The 18,725-nt window shown below is 61.2% G+C and carries 24 protein-coding genes and 1 tRNA gene; 13 read left to right on the forward strand and 12 right to left on the reverse strand.

Features of this window, described 5'->3' with window-relative positions:
• Positions 1-105 precede the first annotated feature (105 nt).
• Complete coding sequence (locus JNA92_RS14555) at positions 106-519, forward strand: DoxX family protein (protein ID WP_241805345.1); 414 nt, start codon at positions 106-108, stop codon at positions 517-519.
• Position 520: 1 nt separating this feature from the next.
• On the opposite strand, the gene JNA92_RS14560 is transcribed toward JNA92_RS14555, so the two are convergent.
• Complete coding sequence (locus tag JNA92_RS14560; RefSeq protein ID WP_241805346.1) at positions 521-724, reverse strand: hypothetical protein; 204 nt, start codon at positions 722-724, stop codon at positions 521-523.
• 251 nt (positions 725-975) lie between these two features.
• On the opposite strand from JNA92_RS14560, the gene JNA92_RS14565 reads away from it, so the two are divergent.
• Together JNA92_RS14565 and JNA92_RS14570 are read left to right on the forward strand one after the other, a co-directional pair.
• Positions 976-1,650, forward strand: a complete 675-nt coding sequence (locus JNA92_RS14565) for a polysaccharide lyase family 7 protein (protein WP_241805347.1) — start codon at positions 976-978, stop codon at positions 1,648-1,650.
• 51 nt (positions 1,651-1,701) lie between these two features.
• Positions 1,702-2,073 (forward strand): hypothetical protein, encoded by a 372-nt coding sequence (locus JNA92_RS14570; protein ID WP_241805348.1) that lies wholly within the window; start codon positions 1,702-1,704, stop codon positions 2,071-2,073.
• Between the two features lie 47 nt (positions 2,074-2,120).
• On the opposite strand, the gene JNA92_RS14575 is transcribed toward JNA92_RS14570, so the two are convergent.
• From JNA92_RS14575 to JNA92_RS14595, 5 genes are all read right to left on the reverse strand, one after another.
• The gene (locus tag JNA92_RS14575; protein ID WP_241805349.1) at positions 2,121-2,378 is read right to left on the reverse strand and encodes a hypothetical protein; all 258 of its coding nucleotides are present in this window, start codon (positions 2,376-2,378) and stop codon (positions 2,121-2,123) included.
• A gap of 162 nt (positions 2,379-2,540) precedes the next feature.
• Positions 2,541-2,837: a hypothetical protein gene (locus JNA92_RS14580; RefSeq protein ID WP_241805350.1), complete on the reverse strand. Its 297-nt coding sequence runs from the start codon at positions 2,835-2,837 to the stop codon at positions 2,541-2,543.
• Between the two features lie 335 nt (positions 2,838-3,172).
• Entirely contained in the window at positions 3,173-3,382 is a 210-nt protein-coding gene (locus tag JNA92_RS14585) for a hypothetical protein (protein WP_241805351.1), read from the reverse strand.
• On the reverse strand, positions 3,376-4,650 hold the full coding sequence (gene umuC, locus JNA92_RS14590; RefSeq protein WP_241805352.1) for a translesion error-prone DNA polymerase V subunit UmuC: 1,275 nt from the start codon (positions 4,648-4,650) through the stop codon (positions 3,376-3,378). Before umuC ends, JNA92_RS14585 begins: the two co-directional genes overlap by 7 nt.
• The gene (locus JNA92_RS14595; protein ID WP_241805353.1) at positions 4,640-5,068 is read right to left on the reverse strand and encodes a LexA family protein; all 429 of its coding nucleotides are present in this window, start codon (positions 5,066-5,068) and stop codon (positions 4,640-4,642) included. Before JNA92_RS14595 ends, umuC begins: the two co-directional genes overlap by 11 nt.
• Before the next feature lie 102 nt (positions 5,069-5,170).
• Here JNA92_RS14595 and JNA92_RS14600 point away from each other — a divergent pair, with 102 nt between their 5' ends.
• On the forward strand, positions 5,171-5,860 hold the full coding sequence (locus tag JNA92_RS14600) for an SOS response-associated peptidase family protein (RefSeq protein WP_241805451.1): 690 nt from the start codon (positions 5,171-5,173) through the stop codon (positions 5,858-5,860).
• Between the two features lie 239 nt (positions 5,861-6,099).
• Here JNA92_RS14600 and JNA92_RS14605 read toward each other — a convergent pair.
• Together JNA92_RS14605 and sohB are read right to left on the reverse strand one after the other, a co-directional pair.
• Positions 6,100-6,173, reverse strand: a tRNA-Cys gene (locus JNA92_RS14605).
• Between the two features lie 152 nt (positions 6,174-6,325).
• The gene (sohB, locus tag JNA92_RS14610; RefSeq protein WP_241805354.1) at positions 6,326-7,345 is read right to left on the reverse strand and encodes a protease SohB; all 1,020 of its coding nucleotides are present in this window, start codon (positions 7,343-7,345) and stop codon (positions 6,326-6,328) included.
• Between the two features lie 197 nt (positions 7,346-7,542).
• On the opposite strand from sohB, the gene JNA92_RS14615 reads away from it, so the two are divergent.
• The 4 genes from JNA92_RS14615 (at position 7,543) to JNA92_RS14630 (ending at position 10,677) form a co-directional block, all read left to right on the forward strand.
• Positions 7,543-8,253, forward strand: a complete 711-nt coding sequence (locus tag JNA92_RS14615; protein WP_241805355.1) for a histidine phosphatase family protein — start codon at positions 7,543-7,545, stop codon at positions 8,251-8,253.
• A gap of 55 nt (positions 8,254-8,308) precedes the next feature.
• Positions 8,309-8,626 (forward strand): SCP2 sterol-binding domain-containing protein, encoded by a 318-nt coding sequence (locus JNA92_RS14620; RefSeq protein ID WP_241805356.1) that lies wholly within the window; start codon positions 8,309-8,311, stop codon positions 8,624-8,626.
• Between the two features lie 192 nt (positions 8,627-8,818).
• Positions 8,819-9,886, forward strand: coding sequence for a phosphotransferase family protein (locus tag JNA92_RS14625; protein ID WP_241805357.1), 1,068 nt, complete (start codon positions 8,819-8,821; stop codon positions 9,884-9,886).
• A 23-nt stretch (positions 9,887-9,909) separates the two neighbouring features.
• The gene (locus JNA92_RS14630; RefSeq protein WP_241805358.1) at positions 9,910-10,677 is read left to right on the forward strand and encodes an SDR family oxidoreductase; all 768 of its coding nucleotides are present in this window, start codon (positions 9,910-9,912) and stop codon (positions 10,675-10,677) included.
• Here the strand turns inward: JNA92_RS14630 and JNA92_RS14635 are convergent, their stop codons facing one another.
• Complete coding sequence (locus JNA92_RS14635; protein WP_241805359.1) at positions 10,678-11,499, reverse strand: class I SAM-dependent methyltransferase; 822 nt, start codon at positions 11,497-11,499, stop codon at positions 10,678-10,680.
• Positions 11,500-11,590: 91 nt separating this feature from the next.
• On the reverse strand, positions 11,591-11,941 hold the full coding sequence (locus tag JNA92_RS14640) for a hypothetical protein (protein WP_241805360.1): 351 nt from the start codon (positions 11,939-11,941) through the stop codon (positions 11,591-11,593).
• Between the two features lie 112 nt (positions 11,942-12,053).
• Between JNA92_RS14640 and JNA92_RS14645 the strand changes: the two genes are divergently transcribed.
• Positions 12,054-12,356: an RcnB family protein gene (locus JNA92_RS14645; protein WP_241805361.1), complete on the forward strand. Its 303-nt coding sequence runs from the start codon at positions 12,054-12,056 to the stop codon at positions 12,354-12,356.
• A 1-nt stretch (position 12,357) separates the two neighbouring features.
• Here the strand turns inward: JNA92_RS14645 and JNA92_RS14650 are convergent, their stop codons facing one another.
• The gene (locus JNA92_RS14650; RefSeq protein ID WP_241805452.1) at positions 12,358-13,518 is read right to left on the reverse strand and encodes a GGDEF domain-containing protein; all 1,161 of its coding nucleotides are present in this window, start codon (positions 13,516-13,518) and stop codon (positions 12,358-12,360) included.
• Between the two features lie 224 nt (positions 13,519-13,742).
• On the opposite strand from JNA92_RS14650, the gene JNA92_RS14655 reads away from it, so the two are divergent.
• The 4 genes from JNA92_RS14655 (at position 13,743) to JNA92_RS14670 (ending at position 17,931) form a co-directional block, all read left to right on the forward strand.
• Positions 13,743-13,922: a hypothetical protein gene (locus JNA92_RS14655; RefSeq protein WP_241805453.1), complete on the forward strand. Its 180-nt coding sequence runs from the start codon at positions 13,743-13,745 to the stop codon at positions 13,920-13,922.
• 51 nt (positions 13,923-13,973) lie between these two features.
• Complete coding sequence (locus JNA92_RS14660; protein ID WP_241805362.1) at positions 13,974-14,360, forward strand: glycine zipper domain-containing protein; 387 nt, start codon at positions 13,974-13,976, stop codon at positions 14,358-14,360.
• Between the two features lie 191 nt (positions 14,361-14,551).
• Positions 14,552-16,381: an SLC13 family permease gene (locus JNA92_RS14665; protein WP_241805363.1), complete on the forward strand. Its 1,830-nt coding sequence runs from the start codon at positions 14,552-14,554 to the stop codon at positions 16,379-16,381.
• A gap of 125 nt (positions 16,382-16,506) precedes the next feature.
• The gene (locus tag JNA92_RS14670; RefSeq protein ID WP_241805364.1) at positions 16,507-17,931 is read left to right on the forward strand and encodes a GGDEF domain-containing protein; all 1,425 of its coding nucleotides are present in this window, start codon (positions 16,507-16,509) and stop codon (positions 17,929-17,931) included.
• A gap of 1 nt (position 17,932) precedes the next feature.
• On the opposite strand, the gene JNA92_RS14675 is transcribed toward JNA92_RS14670, so the two are convergent.
• On the reverse strand, positions 17,933-18,694 hold the full coding sequence (locus JNA92_RS14675; protein ID WP_241805454.1) for a sulfite exporter TauE/SafE family protein: 762 nt from the start codon (positions 18,692-18,694) through the stop codon (positions 17,933-17,935).
• Positions 18,695-18,725 lie beyond the last annotated feature (31 nt).

Here is an 18,725-nt window from a genome sequence, read left to right on the forward strand (position 1 = left end):
CGCCAACTGACCGACATTAGCCATACGGCGCCTTTTTGCTGCCCGGCGGCAATTCGCCATGCAACTGCTAGAGTGGAGTTTGTCTGCACCCACTGGAACGCTACCATGCGCTACTCCCTGCTTGCTGGTCAACGCGACGTGATCATCCTGGTCGCCCGTGTGCTGTTGATGATCCTCTTCGTCATTTCCGGCTGGGCGAAGCTGACCGGCTTCGAGGGCACGGTCGGCTACATGACGTCGCTGGGGGCCCCCGCGCCCATGGTTGCCGCAGCGGTCGCCGTGATCATGGAATTCTTCGTCGCCATCATCCTGATCCTCGGCTTCTATACCCGTCCGCTAGCCTTGCTGTTCGCCCTGTTCGTACTGGGCACCGCGCTGTTGGGGCACCCGTTCTGGAATATGGTCGACCCTGAACGTGCCGCCAACATGACCCAGTTCCTGAAGAACCTCAGCATCGTTGGCGGTTTGCTGTTGCTGGCGGTGAGCGGCCCCGGGCGATTCTCGCTGGACGGGCGCTGAGTCAGTCGTCCAGGTCATCGTGCCAGGCTGGATGGTCGCGCTCGTCATCATCGAGGTCATCGAGGTCATCCAGCAGCGCATCATCCTCTTCGACCTCATCCTCGGCCCCCTGCGCATCCGCCTCAGGTTCAAAGCTGTCGTAGAGAAATTCGTGGTCGAGCAGGTGATCGTGTTCAGGCTCGTGCAGGTCGTCTTCGTCGCGCATGGTCGCTCCCGGAAAAATGGCACGCCTGTATAGGCGCATCTGCAGCCATGGTCAATGGAGGGTGGGTTAATACTGACTTAACCGGTTGCCCCCATCCTACAGGCTCTCCCTTCAAACGTGACTTGCCCGCCAGCATGGCGGGCTTTTTTCTCCCTGCGCCTCATCAGTGAAACCCGTCTTCGATGGAACTTCCCCCCTGCCTGCCAGGCTCGCAAACCTTGCAGGACTCGGAATTTTCAAGGAGAAATTTCATGGCCGTATACATCGACAATCTGATCATCACCACCCCGGTGCCGAAATCGCCCTCCAACCCGGTTGCCCTGGAGGTCACTGGCGCACAGGCCTTGGCCACCCTGACCAGCGTTATTGCCCGCCAGAGTGACGGCTCGATACGCATGACCGCCCCGACCAAGGGCGCGGCCAGCAAGAGTACTCACCGCACACGCTGCGAATGGAAAGAAGCCGTGTACTGGTCACTGGGCAGTGCCGCCCGCCACCGCAATCACCAGACCATGACCCTGGAGAAGGTCAATCTGGCGCAAAAGGTGGTCATTGCCCAATTGCATGTCAAAGATAACAACAGCCCACCAATCAAGGTGTTCTGGAACAAAGGCAAAATCACTGCAGGCTTTCGCTCAGACTTTAACCAGGCGACGTCTGTCAACAGCACTGTGTTGGCCGAAGTGCCGCTGGGTGTGCGTCTCGATGTGAGTATCGAGGTTATCGAAGACGGTGCTTGCAAGATCAGCGCGAACTGCAATGGCCGCAGTGGCACTGCGGTCGGGCTGCAACTGGGACCTTCCTGGGCAACGCAGACGCTGAATTTTCACGGCGGGGTCTACAACCAAGTGGACTTCAGCGATGACACGCCGGCAGAGGATGCTTCGGTGTGTGTGATCAGCGCACTTGAGCTGAGCCATGAGTAAGCCAGGCTTTGCAGCCCTTTGGTCATCTTTTTGTACTACTCAGTACATTTCATGGGTAAAATTCGCTCCCCACTTGGAATTGCCCTACAAACCTACGATCTGGTTATGGAGTGTATTGAGACGATGCAAACGGATTCAAATCGCCTGATGACCGCTCTGGAGCGCAAAATGCTGCTTGAGAGTTTCAGCATCAGTGCTACCCGGATTGAGGAGCAGTTGAAGTACATCGTTTGCGGGCAATCCACATCAGCCGAGCTAGAGCGACTGCTTGGCCCGTATGAAAACTGCGAGAGCCGGGGGGAGCTGAGATTGCTTCGGTGGGCGTTTGTCTACACAGAAGAGGGCCTGGGCCTGAGCGACCCTCAAGTGCTCACGGTGGCCATCGACGCAAAGGGCTGTGTCACTGATTTTGCCCTCGTGTAGCGCCAGACCTTAAGGACTCATTCACGAACGCCCTGACGCTCTGAATGCTATCTACTTCTCAATCGCGGGTTCAAATTATTGCTCGCGCCTCTCAGCTGGGGCGCCTTCAGAACCCTGAGATTCTGGGCATCGGCGAACTCCATCCAGTAATCGAACGCCTCACGGTGGCTGCGGCAGGTATCGTACCAATCGATGCTATCGATTTGCCCATAGGCGATCTTGGTCATCGTATCAGCCGTCAACTCGCTGAGCCTTTTGAGCGCTTGGTACGCATGATACTGGCGCTCTTGATTATCAGTGTCCATGAGAATTCACCCGCAAGTCCATGTTTCTTATCAGTACTACTTACACCGACTAGCACACCTGTCAGGTGTTTCTTACTGCTGGTGAAAACCCGACGAACGTATCACCTCTCCCCCCGCTGAACTCATTCTTAGCTGCCAAGATAAGCGCGAAAACGGGAGGCCTTAACCAGTCTTAGAGCGCTCCGACTGATCAATCTCTCCGGCCGCGATCCGGCGGGCACGCCCCACACCCCAGGCCAGCGCTCTGGTCATGGATTCACCGGGACGTGAATCGAATGCCTCCTCATGAAGGGCCATGCCGCCTGAGGCATACACCCCGATGAACATCTGCGTGTTACCTGTGCGCGACAGTCGTACCTGCACATCTATGAATGTTCCGTCATCGAGTCTTTCGTCATGAGTCCTACTGTGAAGCGTCGGGTCAGCCCAAGCCCAGAAAACTTCACCGCGTATCCTCATGGCGCTCTCCTAATACTTTGGTCTTATTCGGATGGTGTATTGCCACCATAGCCAAAGCCCGGCGCTAAGCAACCGAGTACCACCGGTTTGTGATTTGAATCGGACAATCGGTTGTAATCGTCTCCCCGCCATTCACTGCCGTGATATGGCGGGCACGGCGCATCAGGCATAGACCGTGCGATCGACCTGGGCATGGAGGCGCTCATGCCTTGGCACAGCGTCACCTGCCACCTGCTCAAATGGGGTCGGCATCGACTGCATCACCATCGAACGGGCGAAGACGGTTTGCAAACCGATACAAGAACGGCCTATAGCCCCCAGTCGCTTCGAGCGCCTCACGCTACCTCTTCACGCTCAAACAGTGCCCACAGCCGAGCAGACTCGGCGAACTCCAGCATCTCGACGAGTTGGTCTGCATCAACGTCGCTGCGCCGGTGCGCGGCAATCGCGAGTTCAGCAAGCACAGCTGCTCGACCATCGGGATCGGCCACCAGAGCCGATTGGTCATTGAGTTCGGCCAACCAAGCCGATGGCAGCCTCAACATTTGACCGTCCACAACTGGTCGATCCGCGTCGTATAGGATTGGCTCATCATCTCCCTCCTCATTGCCCAGTCCGGTGTCGCCGGCACACTGGCGGCGCGCATCGTCCCCCTCCCCCAGCGCTCGTTGATGCCATCCATCACCTGCATCAACCGGTCACATGCCACCGATTGCTTCAGCGCAAACAAGTCCCCTGAAAACTCACCTGATTGCCGCAGGTCCATCAGCAGCACCTCTGCCTTGCTGTAGCGAAAACCGGGCCTGAAGATACGGCCAACCGCTTCTGTGGCTAATCGGGTCATCAACAGCGTGTCGCAGGTAGGGTATGGAAGTTCAACCAAAGCCCCCTGTGCGTGGTGCGCCTCATCCGGGTTGAACATGCCGGTGCGGATGCTGACGCGCATGCGCTTGCACACCGAACCCTGGGCCCGAAGCTTTTCTGCAGCCCGACCGACGTAGGTGGCCACCGCCTGCTTGATGGGCGCCAGCTCAGTCAGCCGCTTGCCGAACATCCGACTGCAGCAAATTTCCTGCTTCGGCGGCTCAGCCTCGTCCAACTCCAGGCAAGGCGTGCCAGCCAGCTCGCGGGCAGTTTTCTCCACCACCACACTGAATTTCTGTCGCAGCGTCCAGGCGTCAGCCTTGGCCAGATCCATCGCCGTGTGAATGCCCATCGCTTCAAGGTGGGCAGTCATACGGCGGCCCACTCCCCACACCTCTTTCACCTTGGTATTGCGTAGCACCCAATCGCGCTTGAACGGCTCGGTAATATCGACCACCCCGCCAGTCTGGGCTTGCAAGCGCTTGGCCATGTGATTGGCGAGCTTGGCCAAGGTCTTTGTGCCGGCGATCCCAACCCCCACTGGTATGCCGGTGCACTGGAAGACCCTGGACCTGAGCTTTCGCCCGAACTGGGTCAGGTTTTCCTGGATACCGGACAGATCAGCGAAGCACTCGTCGATGCTGTAGATCTCGGCGGCAGGCACCATCGACTCGATCAGGGACATGACGCGCTCGCTCATGTCGCCGTAGAGCGCGTAATTACTGCTAAAGGCCATGATGCCGTGCCGACGCAGCTTGTCCTTGGCCTGAAAGTACGGCTCGCCCATCTTCACGAATGGCTTGGCGTCGTATGACCTGGCGATCACGCACCCATCATTGTTGCTCAACACAACGATCGGGGTCTTGGCCAGGTCGGGCCGGAATACTCGCTCGCAGCTCGCGTAAAACGAGTTGCAATCGATGAGTGCGAAAACTTGGTCACTGCGCATGGTCGCGAACGCTGTAACGCACAACGCCCCATATGACCAGATCATCGCCCTCCATGATGTACCGCGGCGGATACGCCGGGTTTTCCGACTTGAGGATCACCACGCCGTCGCGACGATGCAGGCGCTTGCAGACCGGCTCGCTGTTTACCGCGGCAATGACCACGTCGCCGTGCTCGGCCTCCCGGCCGCGATCTACGATGACAATGTCGCCGGAGTAAATCCCCGCCCCTTGCATGCTGTCGCCCTCCACTTTCACCAGATACACATGGGGTGCGCGGAGGTCGAACAGCTCATCAAGGGAGATATGGCCTTCCAGATGGTCCGCTGCCGGGGATGGAAATCCGGCCGGCACATGAAATGAATAGAGCGGTAGCGGCTCGGTAGTGCCAGATGGCGTACCCAAAATTGTGATGGTCATAATGGTGAGCCTGATGAATACTGTATGTGTATACAGTAAATCCGGCATCGGCCGCTCGGTCAATCCTGAGCGATGAAAATTCTGACGGGCGAGAGGTGGGCAATGTGCGGACGGTACTCGATCTACGAATCGATGGATCACTACCTGCGCCAGCTATCGCTGGACCTGGTCGTGATAAATGGCTATGACCACGAGCCAATAAGCCGTTACAACGTGGCGCCCTCCACCCGCGTCGAGGTCATACGCCAGGTAGACGGGGGGCTGAGCGTGGACCGGGTGAAGTGGGGGTGGTCGCCATTTTGGGCGAAGGGGAAGCGCCCCGACCCGATCAATGCTCGTGCTGAGACGGTCGTGACGGGGAAGTTCTTCAGAGACCTGTGGCCCGCCGGTAGAGCCCTGGCGCCAGCGAACGGGTGGTTCGAGTGGATACCCGACCCAGCAGAGCCAAAGCGAAAACAACCGATGTACATCACGAGCGTGGATGGCGCCCCGCTTTACTTCGCTGCGCTCGCTGAAGTGCACCAGGGCACTGAGCCGGACGAGCGCGACGGGTTCGTGATCGTCACGGCGGCGGCAGACCAGGGGCTGATCGACATCCATGACAGAAAGCCCTTGGTGCTGACGCCAGAGACCGCTCTAGAATGGCTGGCCCCTACCACGTCGCCTGAGCGCGCTGCGGCGATCGTGAAGACAGGATGCCGCCTGGCTGAGGATTTCAGGTGGTACCCGGTGGGCAAGGCCGTGGGGAATGTACGTAATCAAAGCGCTGAATTGATACGGCCGATTCGGTGAAGAGGCGGCACATCCTTTGCGCGGGCTTTAGCTGTCGCGCGAAGGTGGTGGTCGGCTACTGTCTGAAACAGCGACTAGCAGACCTTGGTCAGTTTACCGAGGCACTGCTGGAACGGCGAAAGCTGCACGGTGTGCACAACTCATGCCTCACCACCATGACTCAAGCCTGCGGAAACGATAGGGTTTTCTAACGCCCAAAGAAAAACCCCGCAGACGTTAATCTGCGGGGCTTTCGAATGTGGAGGCCGAGGTCGGAATCGAACCGGCGTAGACGGATTTGCAATCCGGAGCATAACCACTTTGCTACTCGGCCTCAAAGTTCGGATCTAGTTGCTTACGCTTCTATCTCCTTGAAACGTAGAACCTTTTTCAAAGTTTGCTGCGTTTCGATGGGCGCCATTATGTCTGCATTCATTCAACCTTGCAACCCCCTGAACAGAAAAAATATTCAAGAGGTTCAAGGTGTTAGCGCAAGCGGCCAAGTTTGCTCCACAACCCTACCACGGCGTTCTCCACCGCACCGCTCGCCGCCATGCCGATTCGCTCCTGAAGGCTTTTGCGTTCGGCATAGTGCACATGGAACAGGTTGGCGTTGCGAGCGCGCTCGCTGAGGTACTCGTCGCTGGTCTGCAACTGGTCCACCAGCTTGCGATTCAGCGCGGCGACACCCAGCCAGACTTCGCCGGTGGCCACTTCGTCGATGTGCAACTGCGGGCGATAGCGGGCGACGAAATCCTTGAAGAGCTGGTGGGTAATGTCCAGGTCTTCCTGGAACTTCTCGCGCCCCTTCTCGGTGTTCTCGCCGAACACGGTCAGGGTGCGCTTGTACTCACCGGCAGTCAGCACTTCGAAATCGATATTGTGCTTCTTCAGCAGGCGGTTGACGTTGGGCAACTGCGCCACCACGCCGATCGAACCGAGCACGGCAAACGGCGCGCTGACGATTTTCTCGCCGATACAGGCCATCATGTAACCACCGCTGGCGGCCACCTTGTCGATGCACACGGTCAGCGGGATGCCGGCCTGGCGGATGCGCGCCAGCTGCGAGGCTGCAAGGCCGTAGCTGTGCACCAGGCCACCACCGCTTTCCAGGCGCAGTACCACCTCGTCACGCGGCGTGGCGAGGGTCAGCAGTGCCGTGATTTCGTTGCGCAGGCTCTCGGTGGCGGACGCCTTGATGTCGCCATCGAAGTCGAGCACGAACACCCGGCCTTTCTCTTCGACCTTGCCTTTTTTCTGCTGTTTTTCCGCTTTGGCCTGCTGCTTGCGCAGGGCCTTGAGCTGGGCCTTGTCGAGCAGGCCGGATTCCAGCCGCTCGCGCAACTCTTTGTAGAACTCGTTCAGGCGGGTAACCTGCAACTGCCCGCCAGCCTTGCGCCGCCCCTTGCCGCGCAAGCCGGCGATGGCAGACAGCACCACCAGGATGGCAATCACCAGGGTGGCGGTTTTAGCGAGAAAGCTTGCGTATTCGGCAAGAAACTCCACGTTGACTCCTTATGAACCTGCGCCTGTACGGCGCGAAACTTTAGCAAGCATACCGGTGCGCCCGTGGCGCTGCCAGCTGCGGTAAACGCTGGCAACACAGTTCAAACGACCTTTTCAAACGCTTGTATGTTTTTTCGTTGACAGCCCGTGTGGCGCATCCTAACCTCGCAGCAACCTTCAAGCGGCCGGATACCTTCGTGGGCAACCTCTACCTCATCCGACATGGCCAAGCCTCATTCGGCGCAGACGACTATGACGTGCTGTCGCCGGTGGGCGTGCGGCAAAGCCAGGCACTGGGTGAGCACCTTGCCCGGCTGGACCTGCGCCTGGACCGATGCGTGGCGGGTGACCTGCGCCGCCAGCAAGACACTGCGCGGCTGGCGCTGGAGGCGTTGCACGCCAATGGCTGCGCAGTGCCCGCCATTGAGACCGACCCTGCGTTCAATGAGTTCGATGCCGACGGTGTTATCCGTGCCCTGCTGCCCGGCTTGCTGGCCGAAGAGCCACAGGCCCTGCACATCCTGCGCAATGGCGCGCAGAACCGCAGCGAATTCCAGCGCCTGTTCGCCGTGATGGTGCAGCGCTGGCACGACGGCGAACAGGCCGACGACGGCCTGGAAACCTGGCAAGCGTTCACCACGCGAGTCCAGGGTGGTTTGCAACGTGTGCTGGACAGCGCCGGCAGTGGCGACAACATCGCGGTGTTCACCTCAGGAGGCACCATTGCCGCCCTGCTTCACCTGACTACTGGAATTACCCCCAGCCAGGCCTTCTCGCTGAACTGGCAGATCATCAACACGTCGCTCAGCCAGCTGAAGTTCCGCGGCCGCGACGTGGCACTGGCTTCCTTCAACAACCAGGCCCACGTGCAGTTGTTGAAGGTGCCGGAGCTCATTACCTACAGATGAGCCCGGCTTGTTGTGTCCCGATCAGGGACGTAAATCACTCAATAAGGAATACGCCATGACCTCCGTAGCTGATGCCGTGAAAAAGATGCAAGAGAAGTTCAATCCGTCTGCAGCCGAAGGCCTGGACCTGGTGTTCGGCTTCGACATCACCGACGAAGACAAGAAATACGCCCTGATCGTCAAGGACGGTACCTGCGACCTGCAGGAAGGCGAGAACCCGAACGCCAACTGCACCTTGGTGATGGACAGCGACACCCTCAAGGGCATCGTCAGCGGCGAGACCGACGGCATGCAGGCGTTCATGAGCGGCAAGCTTCGCGTTGAAGGCGACATGATGCTGTCGATGAAACTCAGCGAGCTGTTCCCTTCCTGAGTGATGGGCGCACCGCGCGAGACGAAAACCGAAGCCAGACCGGCTTCGGTTTTTTTTTGCCCGCCGTGGCGTATTCGGTGCAGTGATCGGCCGGCAACACGCAAACCTATAGGGCACCTGGCACGCTTGTTCCAATGCCTCAAGGCCATTAGATTAGCCAATAATCCTTGCAATCGATAATAAGGTAAACGCATGACGCTCACCGATCAGTCCACTCAGGTACGCCCCGGCGAAGAACTCGACGCGGCCGTCATCGATCCTTACCTGAAGGCCAACATCGCCGGCCTTGAGGGCACACCACGCATCAGCCAGTTCCCCGGGGGAGCCTCCAACCTGACCTATCTGGTGGCTTACCCAGGCCGTGAGTTCGTGCTGCGGCGCCCGCCTTTTGGCCAGAAAGCCAAGTCGGCCCACGACATGGGCCGTGAGTTCCGTATCCTCAACCAGCTCAACAGCGGCTTTCCTTATTGCCCCAAGGCCTACGCCCACTGCACCGATGAAACGGTGATCGGTGCCGAGTTCTATGTGATGGAGCGGGTGAACGGCATCATCCTGCGTTCGGACATTCCCGCCGAACTGAACCTGGATGCCAGCCGTACCGAGGCCCTCTGCAAAAGCTTCATCGACCGCCTGGTAGAGCTGCATCAAGTCGACTACCAGGCCTGCGGCCTCGCCGACCTGGGCAAACCTGAGGGCTATGTGCAGCGCCAGATCGAAGGCTGGACCAGCCGCTACGAAAAAGCCCTGACACCCGATGCGCCGCGCTGGGAGCAGGTCATTGCCTGGCTGCGCGAAAAGATGCCGGCCGACCACCCTCGCCCAGGCATCGTGCACAACGACTACCGCTTCGACAACGTGATCCTCGATGCCGAAAACCCCATGCGCATCATTGGCGTACTGGACTGGGAGATGGCCACGATCGGCGACCCACTGATGGACTTGGGCAACAGCCTGGCCTACTGGATCGAGGCGAGCGACCCGGCGCCGGTGCAACTGATGCGGCGCCAGCCGAGCAATGCCCAGGGCATGCTGACCCGCCGCCAGTTCGTCGATTACTACGCCGAGCGTGCGGGCATCCGCCTGGACAACTTCGATTACTACTATTGCTATGGCCTGTTCCGCCTGGCAGGCATCGTGCAGCAGATCTACTACCGCTTCTACCACGGCCAGACCCAGGACAAGCGCTTCGCCCAGTTCATTCACATGAACCGGCTGCTGGAGCAGATGAGCCTGCAGGTAATAGCCAAGTCCACGCTCTGACGACAGACAACAAGGAAAACAGCATGTCCAAGACCCACCTGTTCGACCTCGATGGCAAGATCGCTTTCGTCTCCGGCGCCAGCCGCGGCATTGGCGAGGCCATCGCGCACCTGCTGGCCCAGCAAGGTGCTCACGTGATCGTTTCCAGCCGCAAGCTCGAGGGCTGCCAGCAGGTGGCCGATGCGATCATCGCGGCAGGCGGCAAGGCCACCGCAGTGGCCTGCCACATCGGCGAACTGGAACAGATCCAGCAGGTTTTCGCCGGTATCCGCGAACAGTTCGGCCGCCTGGACGTGCTGGTCAACAACGCCGCCACCAACCCGCAGTTCTGCAACGTGCTGGACACCGACGCGGGCGCCTTCCAGAAGACCGTCGACGTCAATATCCGTGGCTATTTCTTCATGTCCGTCGAAGCCGGCAAGCTGATGCGTGAAAACGGCGGCGGCAGCATCATCAACGTGGCGTCGATCAATGGGATTTCGCCGGGGCATTTCCAGGGGATCTACTCGGTGACCAAGGCTGCGGTGATCAACATGACCAAGGTCTTCGCCAAGGAGTGCGCGCAGTTCGGCATCCGCTGCAATGCCTTGCTGCCTGGCCTGACCGACACAAAGTTCGCCTCGGCGCTGGTGAAAAACGACGCCATCCTCAACGCCGCACTGCAGAAAATTCCGCTCAAACGCGTGGCCGACCCCAAGGAAATGGCCGGCGCCGTGCTGTACCTGGCCAGCGATGCCTCCAGTTACACCACCGGTACAGCGCTTAATGTCGACGGAGGCTACCTGTCCTGATCAGGCCTTGATCGCCTGCAGGGTGTAACTCAGCGGCAAGCGCTCAGGCCCCAGGCGCAGGCGCCATTCGCCGTCGGCGCCTTTGTCCATCTGGCCGGGTAACGCCTCCCAGGGGATGCTCTGGTGCTCGACCAGTGACGTCAGTTGCAGCCCTTGCGCCAGCAGGGCACTGACGACTTCGCCCAGACCATGGTTCCACTCATGGGTTTCGGTCTGGGTGAGGCGTTGATCGCTGTCGACGTAAGTCTGGTCGCTGTGCCAAACCGTCGGCGCTTCGTGCTCGAAGTAGGAATATTCCAGTTGCAGCCGGTCCTGATGGTCTTCATTGACGGCCATCAGCACCGGGTGGCCATCGCGCAGAAACAGCCGACCGCCAGGTTTGAGCAAGGCCGCCACTGCCCGGGCCCAAGGCTCGATGCGCGGTAGCCAGCACAATGCACCGATTCCGGTGTAGACCAGGTCGAAGGTGCCTGCCTGCAGTACCTGATCGGCCTCATAGACATCGGCTTCTACGTAGTCGATGGCTGTGTTGCAACGCCCGGCAAGGCGCCGCGCCTGCATCAGCGAGGCTGCCGAATAATCCAGCCCGCACACCAGCGCGCCCAAGCGCGCCAGCGACAAGGTGTCGGTGCCGATATGGCATTGCAGGTGAGCGGTGCGCAGGCCCTGAATATCGCCAAGGCGTGGCAGGTCGAAGCGTACGGTCTGGGAAAGGTGCGCCGGCTGCTGGACCAGCTGCTCGACCTCGTAGTCCTTCGAGGCAGCATGCAGCGGCGCGCGCTCATCCCAGCTGGCGCGGTTGAGTTGATGTGATCGGTCCATGCTGTACGTCCTTGTCGTTTGAGTTGCGGCCATCGGCACCTTGCCAAGCGTGCCCACGCAGGCGCCGGCAAAGCCCCTAATCCTGCAAGCGTTACAGGCAGGTAGTCGCCGCCGCCCGCCGCTGCAGGGCCACGCCGTCATTCTTCTGCGCGTAGTAATCCACCCGCGTGCCGCCCGCTTGAGGATAGACATCCACGAACGACTCCGCTTCGCGGGTATACACCGTCAGCCCACCTTGCTTGCGCGGCTGCAGATAGCCGCTGGCGTCGTCCCCGAACACATCCTCTTTCTGCCAACTGAACTGGATGCACTGGGCCACCAACTCCGGCGCCTTTTGCGAATCGAGCTGTGCAGTCGGCTTGCCAGCACGGGCCGTATCCATGGTCGCTGAAGCACAACCGACCAATACCAGCGCCGCAGCCATCGGCAGAATTGCTCGCATGTTCCATCCTCGGGACAAAAAGAAGGCGACTCTAGCACTGCGCAGCATCGCGAGTGAATTGTCGGATGGGGGCTGTTGTCGCAGATAAGGCATGCCATCTCAGGAGATTGAAATGAAAGTCCCTCGCCTTTTGCCTTCGCTGCTACTCGCCACCCTGCCCTGCCTGCCAATGATGGCGTCAGCCGCACCCTCGGCTCAAGAGAGCGTTACCGCACCAGAAACCCATAACCGCGAACTCAAAGTGGGCGACAAGGCCCCCGACCAGTACAAGCGCGACGAAGCAGCTGTGGCCGACTGGAAAGCCAAGGGCCTGCCAGCACCGGAGAAGGAAAGCCACTGGGTACGCATGGGCGACCACTATGTGCTGGTGCAGATCACCAACGGCGTGGTGCTGGCCATCCACCCGGCGTCCTGACTCAACTGGCAGCGGTCAACGCCGCCATGTACACCGTGTTGCGCCCGGCTGCCTTGGCCTGATACAGCGCCGCGTCAGCCTGGGCAAGCAGGCTCGCGGTAGTGTCGTGCGGGCCAGGCACGCCGCACCACAGCCCCACACTGAAGCGCAGCGTGATTTGGTCCCCGGCGAAGTGCGCCGGGCTGAGGGCAATGGCCTCCCTCAGGCCCTGCAGAGCTGCCATCGCGCCATTACGATCGGCTTGCGGCAACAGTAGCAGGAACTCCTCCCCCCCATAGCGGCCCAGACTGTCGCGGTGACGCAGGCGCTGCTCCAACTGCCGAACGCAATGGCATAACACCTCGTCCCCGGCCAGGTGCCCGTACAGGTCATTGATACGCTTGAAATGGTCGAGGTCGATCATCGCCACGGCCAAGCTGCTGCGCTCGCCACGGGCGCGGTCCAGCTCGACGGCAAAGCGCTCGAGAATCGCCCGACGGTTATAGGTGCCCGTCAGTACATCGCGCAAGGCCAGGTGCTTCAACCGCGATTCGCTGCGTTCCTTGGCCATCAGCACCAGGCCAATGGAGTACATCATCACCGTTACCGTACCGATAGCGACGGAAATGCTCTGCTTGAGGTTACTGCTGTCGTAGCGCATTTCCACGGCAGTGCCATTGATCACTGCCACCGCCCGCATGCCCAGCCCTACCAGGCTGACAAGGGCGCCAATCTGAAGCAACAGGTGCGCCCTGCCCGGCCGCTCCACGTGGCGCCGCACCCAGTACAGGATCAGCGTGCACTGCAGCATCAGCACCAGCGTCGCCAGCAGCATGCGCGGCTCCACGGTGTCGAGCAGCAGCATCAGGCCCACCAACATGCAGACGGGAATGATGAAGACCTGCCGCCAGGGCACAGCCTGCTCGCGCACGCGAAACAGGCTGGCCGAATAGAAAGCCAGGGCCAATGAAAGCAGGCTGTTACCCACCCCATAGCTGAGCCACAGCGGGGCGTGACCATAGACGGTGTAGCAAACGTAGGCCAACGCATGGGCGAGCAAGCCGCAAGCGGTAAGCCACTGGTTGTCGTGGCGATTGGACCGGCCGACCAGCAACAGGCAGAACGCCAGGATGGTCGCGACCAGTGCAACGGCGGCGAACAGCGTGGGTGTATGGGCGATCATCATGATTCACCGTGTGGCAGATGGCCGTCTTCTTTGCGGCCTGTGCGCAAGTCTAAGCGCCCAGCCACAGCCGAGCCATGACCGAGCGGGACAGAACAGCTGCCGGCAAGCACGCCATTGATCGTCACCGCAGCAAAAAATTGTCCGCTCAGGAAACCAAACGGATCGATCACAGTCTCAGCATGTGCCCCGTAAACCTAAGCGGATCAAGGACCTATATCGTGATGACCCGCCTTGCAAGTTTTTCTCTGATCGCCACTTTTCTATTGGTTGCCGGCTGCCACCATCATCACTACCACGATGACGAGGGTGGATGGCGCGATGGCGACCGTGATCACCGTCACCATCAGCGGCATGACCGAGACGATGATGATCGCCGCTACCGTGACCGCAACTACCGCTGACACTACTTTGCACCCCATTCTTAACCTGATGAATTTCCGAGGCTCCCTATCATGCGTCTGACTTTGCCTTCCCTTGCCCTTGGCCTGATGCTGTGCCAAGGCGCTTTCGCCGGTGACGGTACTGCCGCCATTGGCGGTGGCCTGGGTGGCGTCCTGGGTAATGTCGTCGGCCAACAGCTCGGTGGCAGCACGGGTGCAGCTGTCGGCGCAGGCCTTGGCGGCGCCGCGGGCAGCGCGGTGGCTGCGCGCAAAGGCAATCGCACCGAAGCCGCCATCGGCGGCGGCCTGGGCTCGGCGGGCGGTTCGCTGTTGGGCGGCAAGGTCGGCGGCTCGACCGGCTCGACCATCGGCGCCGGCCTGGGCGGCGCGGCAGGTGGCGCCATTGGCAACCACCTGGGTGACAACAACGGCAAGAAGCATCGCCGGCACCGTCACTGATTCAGCACAGCCTTTGCGGGGCCGGCTTGCCGGCTCCTGCTTTCCGGGCCTCATCGTTCCCGCAAGCTCCAGCGCCTGAACCAGGCAGCCCCCTCCACGCTGACCCTCATCAACACCCTCTTCACCACAAGCTGCCACACTGAATGCTACTGTCTTTCGTGCCCCCTTGAGTGAAGGAACACCCCCGCCCCATGAACCAGGAACTGCTCTGGGTCCTCGGCCTGCTGGCTGTCGTCATCGTGCTCTTCGTCATCAACCGACCACGCATGGACGTCGTCGCGCTGATGGTGATTCTCGCCCTGCCCCTGTCGGGCATCCTCACCGTGCAGCAGGCCTTGGCCGGCTTCAGCGACCCCAACGTGGTATTGATCGCAGCCTTGTTCGTGATCGGCGAAGGGCTGGTGCGGACCGGCATCGCTTACCGCATCGGCGAATGGATGAGCGACCGGGCCGGCAATAGCGAGGCACGCCTGCTGGTGTTGCTGATGGTATCGGTGGCCGGGCTGGGCTCGGTGATGAGTTCGACCGGCGTGGTCGCGATCTTTATCCCGGTGGTGTTGAGCATCGCCGCACGCCTGCAGATTTCGCCCAGCCGCCTGATGATGCCGCTGAGCTTTGCAGGCCTGATCAGCGGCATGCTCAGCCTGGTGGCCACACCGCCCAACGTGGTGGTGCACAGCGAGCTGGTGCGCCACGGCGAGCAAGGTTTCAGCTTCTTCAGCTTCACGCCCTTCGGCCTGGTGGTGCTGGTGCTGGGGATCGGCTACATGCTGCTGACACGCCACTGGCTCAATGGCGAAATACGCAAGGACGGCCGAGTGGAAAGCCGCCGCACCCTGCTCGACCTGGTGCTGGACTACAAGCTCAACGGCCGGGAGCGGCGCCTGCGTATTCGCCCGCGCTCCCCGCTGATCGGCCATACCCTCGGGGAGTTGGAGCTGCGCACCCGGCATGGCGCCAACGTGATCGGCATCGAACGCCAGCACAAATTCACCACCAGGGTGATCGCCGCCGATTCGAGCACCGTCCTGCAGCAGGGTGATGTGCTGCTGCTCGACCTGTTCGCCAATCGCGACGACCTGCGCAACCTGTGCCAGACCATGCAGCTGGAACCGTTGCACTTCAAGGCCGCGTATTTCATCGACCAGTCCCAGGAGCTGGGCATGGCCGAAGTGTCCCTGCCGCCCGGCTCGCAACTGGTGGGTAAAAGTATCCTGAGCCTCGCCTTTCGTACCCGCTACGGCCTTAACGTGGTGGGCTTGCGCCGTGAGCAGAAGGCGATCGACGAGCGCCTGGTAGAAGAGCCCCTGCGTCTGGGCGACACGCTGCTGGTTGTCGGCCCGTGGAAGGCGGTGCGCCAGTTGCAAAGCCAGCCAAAGGACTTCCTGGTACTGAGCTTGCCTGCCGAAATCGACCAAGTGGCACCGGCCCGTACCCGGGCACCCTATGCCCTGATCAGCCTGGCGGTGATGGTCGGGCTGATGGTCAGCGGCGTGGTACCCAATGTGATCGCCGCGTTGATCGGCTGCCTATTGATGGGGGCCGGGCGTTGCATCGATATGAACAGCGCCTACCGCGCCGTTCACTGGCCAAGCCTGATATTGATCGTCGGCATGCTGCCCTTCGCCCAGGCACTGCAGCAGACCGGGGGCATCGACCTGGCAGTGGGCGGGCTGGTCAGCCTGTTGGGCGACGCCGGGCCGATCGCCATGCTCGTCTGCCTGTTCATGGTCACAGCGGTGATCGGCCTGTTCATCTCCAATACGGCGACCGCAGTACTGATGGCACCCGTGGCGATCAGCACCGCGGCCCAGCTCGGCCTGTCGCCGTATCCGTTCGCCATGATCGTGGCCCTGGCCGCATCGGCGGCGTTCATGACCCCGGTTTCCTCGCCGGTGAATACCCTGGTGCTCGGCCCGGGCCAGTACCGCTTCGGCGACTTCGTCAAGGTTGGTGTGCCCTTCACTGTGCTGGTGATGCTGGTAGCGGTGGTAATGGTGCCGTGGTTCTACGGTCTATGAAGCGAGAGGTTATTGGCCGTTATCCTGCGCGATCGCGGCAGATTGACATGAAGCGGCCGCTGGAAACACACTGACACGTTATTGCTCCAGGTGCCCTAGGCCGTTGCCCTGGATTTCGTCTCCGCTTGTCGGTCGAGCCTATGGTTTATTCAGCCAAATCGCGCGTGTTGCCCTATGTCGCTCTGTTCGGCCTGACCTTCGCCCTGGCCCTGGGCGGTATTCTGGCGCGGCCGATCGAGTCCTTGTCGTTGTTCTGGCCCGTCAATGCGGTACTGACCGGCGTGCTCTTGCGCTACCCGCGCCAGGCCACCCTGCTGGGGTTCACCTTGGTCTGGCTGGGCATGGTCGCCGCCGACCTGGCCTGCGGCAGCGCCTGGCCGCCAGCGCTGTGGCTCAACCTGTGCAACCTGAGCGTCATAGTGACCGTGTGGCTACTGCTATCACGCTTGCCGCGCCTGCACCGGCGCATGCGCAGCCCGCGTGGGGTGCTCAGTGTATTCGGCGCCTGCGCGGCCGGTGCGACGGTGGCGGCGAGCCTGGCCTGTGCCATGGCTACACCCTGGTTCGAGCAATCGGTGCGCGCCACCTGGCTGGCCTGGTTCAGCGAACAATTCTCGACGGCGGTGCTGCTCCTGCCGGTACTACTGACGGCACCCTCCACACGGGCACTGGTGCGCAGCAGCGCCCAGGCGGTAGCCATGGCACCTTTATTGGTGCTGCTGGCCTCGCTGGCCTTCAGCATCGCCTTCGGCGGGCCAGGCGCGATTGCCTTTCCGATCGCGGCACTGCTGTGGTGTGCATGGACCTACTCACCGTTTCTGGTTTCGCTGCTGACCCTGATTGCCGGGAGCACGCTGATCGTCGCGGTGGCGCAGAACCTGATGCACTTCAGCGTGCCGCAAAGCGAGCTTGGGGTCACCACACTGATGTCGGCTCGCCTGGGCATCGCCATGCTGATCCTCGGGCCACTGGTGGTCGCCTGTGTCAGCCAGACCAATCGCAGCCTGCTCGCGCGCCTGGCGCATCAGGCCACCATCGATCACCTGACCGGCGCGCTGACCCGCAGCGCCTTCAGCCGCCGCGCCAACGCCCTGCTCGACAGCCGGCAAAAACATGCACAGGCGCTACCGCTGACCTTGATGATGCTCGATATCGACCATTTCAAGTCGATCAACGACCGCCACGGCCACGGCGTGGGCGATCAAGTGCTTCGCCTGTTCGCCCGGACCCTGCAAGACCAGTTGCACGGTGGCGAGCTGCTGGCGCGCATGGGCGGTGAGGAGTTTGTGGTACTGCTGCCAGGCCTGGCACCGGAGCGCGCCAGCTTCACCGCCGAACGCCTGCGCAGAGCAGTCCAGGACCTGCACCTGGCACAGGGCGACGGGCGCCTGCAGATCACCGTCAGTATCGGCCTGGACGGCTGCGCCGGGCACGAGCCGGCGCCGAACCTGGACGACCTGCTGGCCCGTGCGGACCAGGCGCTGTACCGCGCCAAGGCCTACGGCCGCAATCGTGTCGAAGTGGCGAAGGCGCAGCGCCAGGTGATTTGACTCAGCCTATCAGCAAGTCCCAGGACAGCTTGGCGATCAGCACGCACAGCAAGACCAGGAACAGCCCGCGCACAAAGCCTGCGCCCTTGCGCACGGCCAGCCAGGTCCCGGTCAGCGCTCCAAGCACGTTGCATGCGGCCATGGGCAAAGCAATGGCATACAGCACATTGCCCGAGGGCACGAAGAACACCAGCGCCGCGAGGTTGGTGGCGATGTTGACCACCTTGGCCGATGCCGAAGCGTGCAGGAAGTCCAACGCGAAAAAGCGAATGAACAGGAAGATCAGGAAGCTGCCGGTACCCGGCCCGAACAGGCCGTCGTAGAAACCGATGGCGCCACCGATCAGTACCGCCAGGCATTGCTCCTTGCGGCCGATCTTTGCCGGCGCGTGCAAGGTGCCGAAATCTTTCTTGCAAAAGGTGTAGATCGCCATCAGCACGATCAGCACCAGCACGGCTGGGCGCATCACGCTGGGCGGCACCAGCGACACCGTGGCGGCCCCTGCAAACGACATGATGAACGCACTGAGCGCCGCCGGCACGATCAACCCCCAGTCCAGGGTGACCTTGCGAATGAACGAGCGCGCTGCGAACGCCGTGCCGCATACCGATGCCAGTTTGTTGCTGCCCAGCAAGGCCGCAGGTTGCGCCGTGGGCAGTACATTGAACAGTGCCGGAATCTGAATGAGCCCACCACCTCCGACCGCAGCATCGATGAGGCCGGCGGCAAAAGCGAACAGGGAAAGTACGGCGATATCCATGATGGCGCGGGTTCCAGGCAGTGAAAGCAGACTG

It is taken from the genome of Pseudomonas putida (assembly GCF_022627325.1).
Taxonomy (GTDB): domain Bacteria; phylum Pseudomonadota; class Gammaproteobacteria; order Pseudomonadales; family Pseudomonadaceae; genus Aquipseudomonas; species Aquipseudomonas putida_X.

What these genes read in the sequence shown, in the direction of transcription:
- JNA92_RS14620 (WP_241805356.1), top strand. Translation starts at nt 8,309, where the DNA reads ATGACCTCCGTAGCTGATGCCGTGAAAAAGATGCAAGAGAAGTTCAAT.
- JNA92_RS14585 (WP_241805351.1), bottom strand. Translation starts at nt 3,382, where the DNA reads ATGTTGAGGCTGCCATCGGCTTGGTTGGCCGAACTCAATGACCAATCG.
- JNA92_RS14575 (WP_241805349.1), bottom strand. Translation starts at nt 2,378, where the DNA reads ATGGACACTGATAATCAAGAGCGCCAGTATCATGCGTACCAAGCGCTC.
- JNA92_RS14570 (WP_241805348.1), top strand. Translation starts at nt 1,702, where the DNA reads ATGGGTAAAATTCGCTCCCCACTTGGAATTGCCCTACAAACCTACGAT.
- JNA92_RS14635 (WP_241805359.1), bottom strand. Translation starts at nt 11,499, where the DNA reads ATGGACCGATCACATCAACTCAACCGCGCCAGCTGGGATGAGCGCGCG.
- JNA92_RS14630 (WP_241805358.1), top strand. Translation starts at nt 9,910, where the DNA reads ATGTCCAAGACCCACCTGTTCGACCTCGATGGCAAGATCGCTTTCGTC.
- JNA92_RS14660 (WP_241805362.1), top strand. Translation starts at nt 13,974, where the DNA reads ATGCGTCTGACTTTGCCTTCCCTTGCCCTTGGCCTGATGCTGTGCCAA.
- JNA92_RS14650 (WP_241805452.1), bottom strand. Translation starts at nt 13,518, where the DNA reads ATGATCGCCCATACACCCACGCTGTTCGCCGCCGTTGCACTGGTCGCG.
- JNA92_RS14555 (WP_241805345.1), top strand. Translation starts at nt 106, where the DNA reads ATGCGCTACTCCCTGCTTGCTGGTCAACGCGACGTGATCATCCTGGTC.
- JNA92_RS14560 (WP_241805346.1), bottom strand. Translation starts at nt 724, where the DNA reads ATGCGCGACGAAGACGACCTGCACGAGCCTGAACACGATCACCTGCTC.
- JNA92_RS14640 (WP_241805360.1), bottom strand. Translation starts at nt 11,941, where the DNA reads ATGCGAGCAATTCTGCCGATGGCTGCGGCGCTGGTATTGGTCGGTTGT.
- JNA92_RS14565 (WP_241805347.1), top strand. Translation starts at nt 976, where the DNA reads ATGGCCGTATACATCGACAATCTGATCATCACCACCCCGGTGCCGAAA.
- umuC (WP_241805352.1), bottom strand. Translation starts at nt 4,650, where the DNA reads ATGCGCAGTGACCAAGTTTTCGCACTCATCGATTGCAACTCGTTTTAC.
- JNA92_RS14580 (WP_241805350.1), bottom strand. Translation starts at nt 2,837, where the DNA reads ATGAGGATACGCGGTGAAGTTTTCTGGGCTTGGGCTGACCCGACGCTT.
- JNA92_RS14625 (WP_241805357.1), top strand. Translation starts at nt 8,819, where the DNA reads ATGACGCTCACCGATCAGTCCACTCAGGTACGCCCCGGCGAAGAACTC.
- JNA92_RS14665 (WP_241805363.1), top strand. Translation starts at nt 14,552, where the DNA reads ATGAACCAGGAACTGCTCTGGGTCCTCGGCCTGCTGGCTGTCGTCATC.
- JNA92_RS14600 (WP_241805451.1), top strand. Translation starts at nt 5,171, where the DNA reads ATGTGCGGACGGTACTCGATCTACGAATCGATGGATCACTACCTGCGC.
- JNA92_RS14645 (WP_241805361.1), top strand. Translation starts at nt 12,054, where the DNA reads ATGAAAGTCCCTCGCCTTTTGCCTTCGCTGCTACTCGCCACCCTGCCC.
- JNA92_RS14655 (WP_241805453.1), top strand. Translation starts at nt 13,743, where the DNA reads ATGACCCGCCTTGCAAGTTTTTCTCTGATCGCCACTTTTCTATTGGTT.
- JNA92_RS14595 (WP_241805353.1), bottom strand. Translation starts at nt 5,068, where the DNA reads ATGACCATCACAATTTTGGGTACGCCATCTGGCACTACCGAGCCGCTA.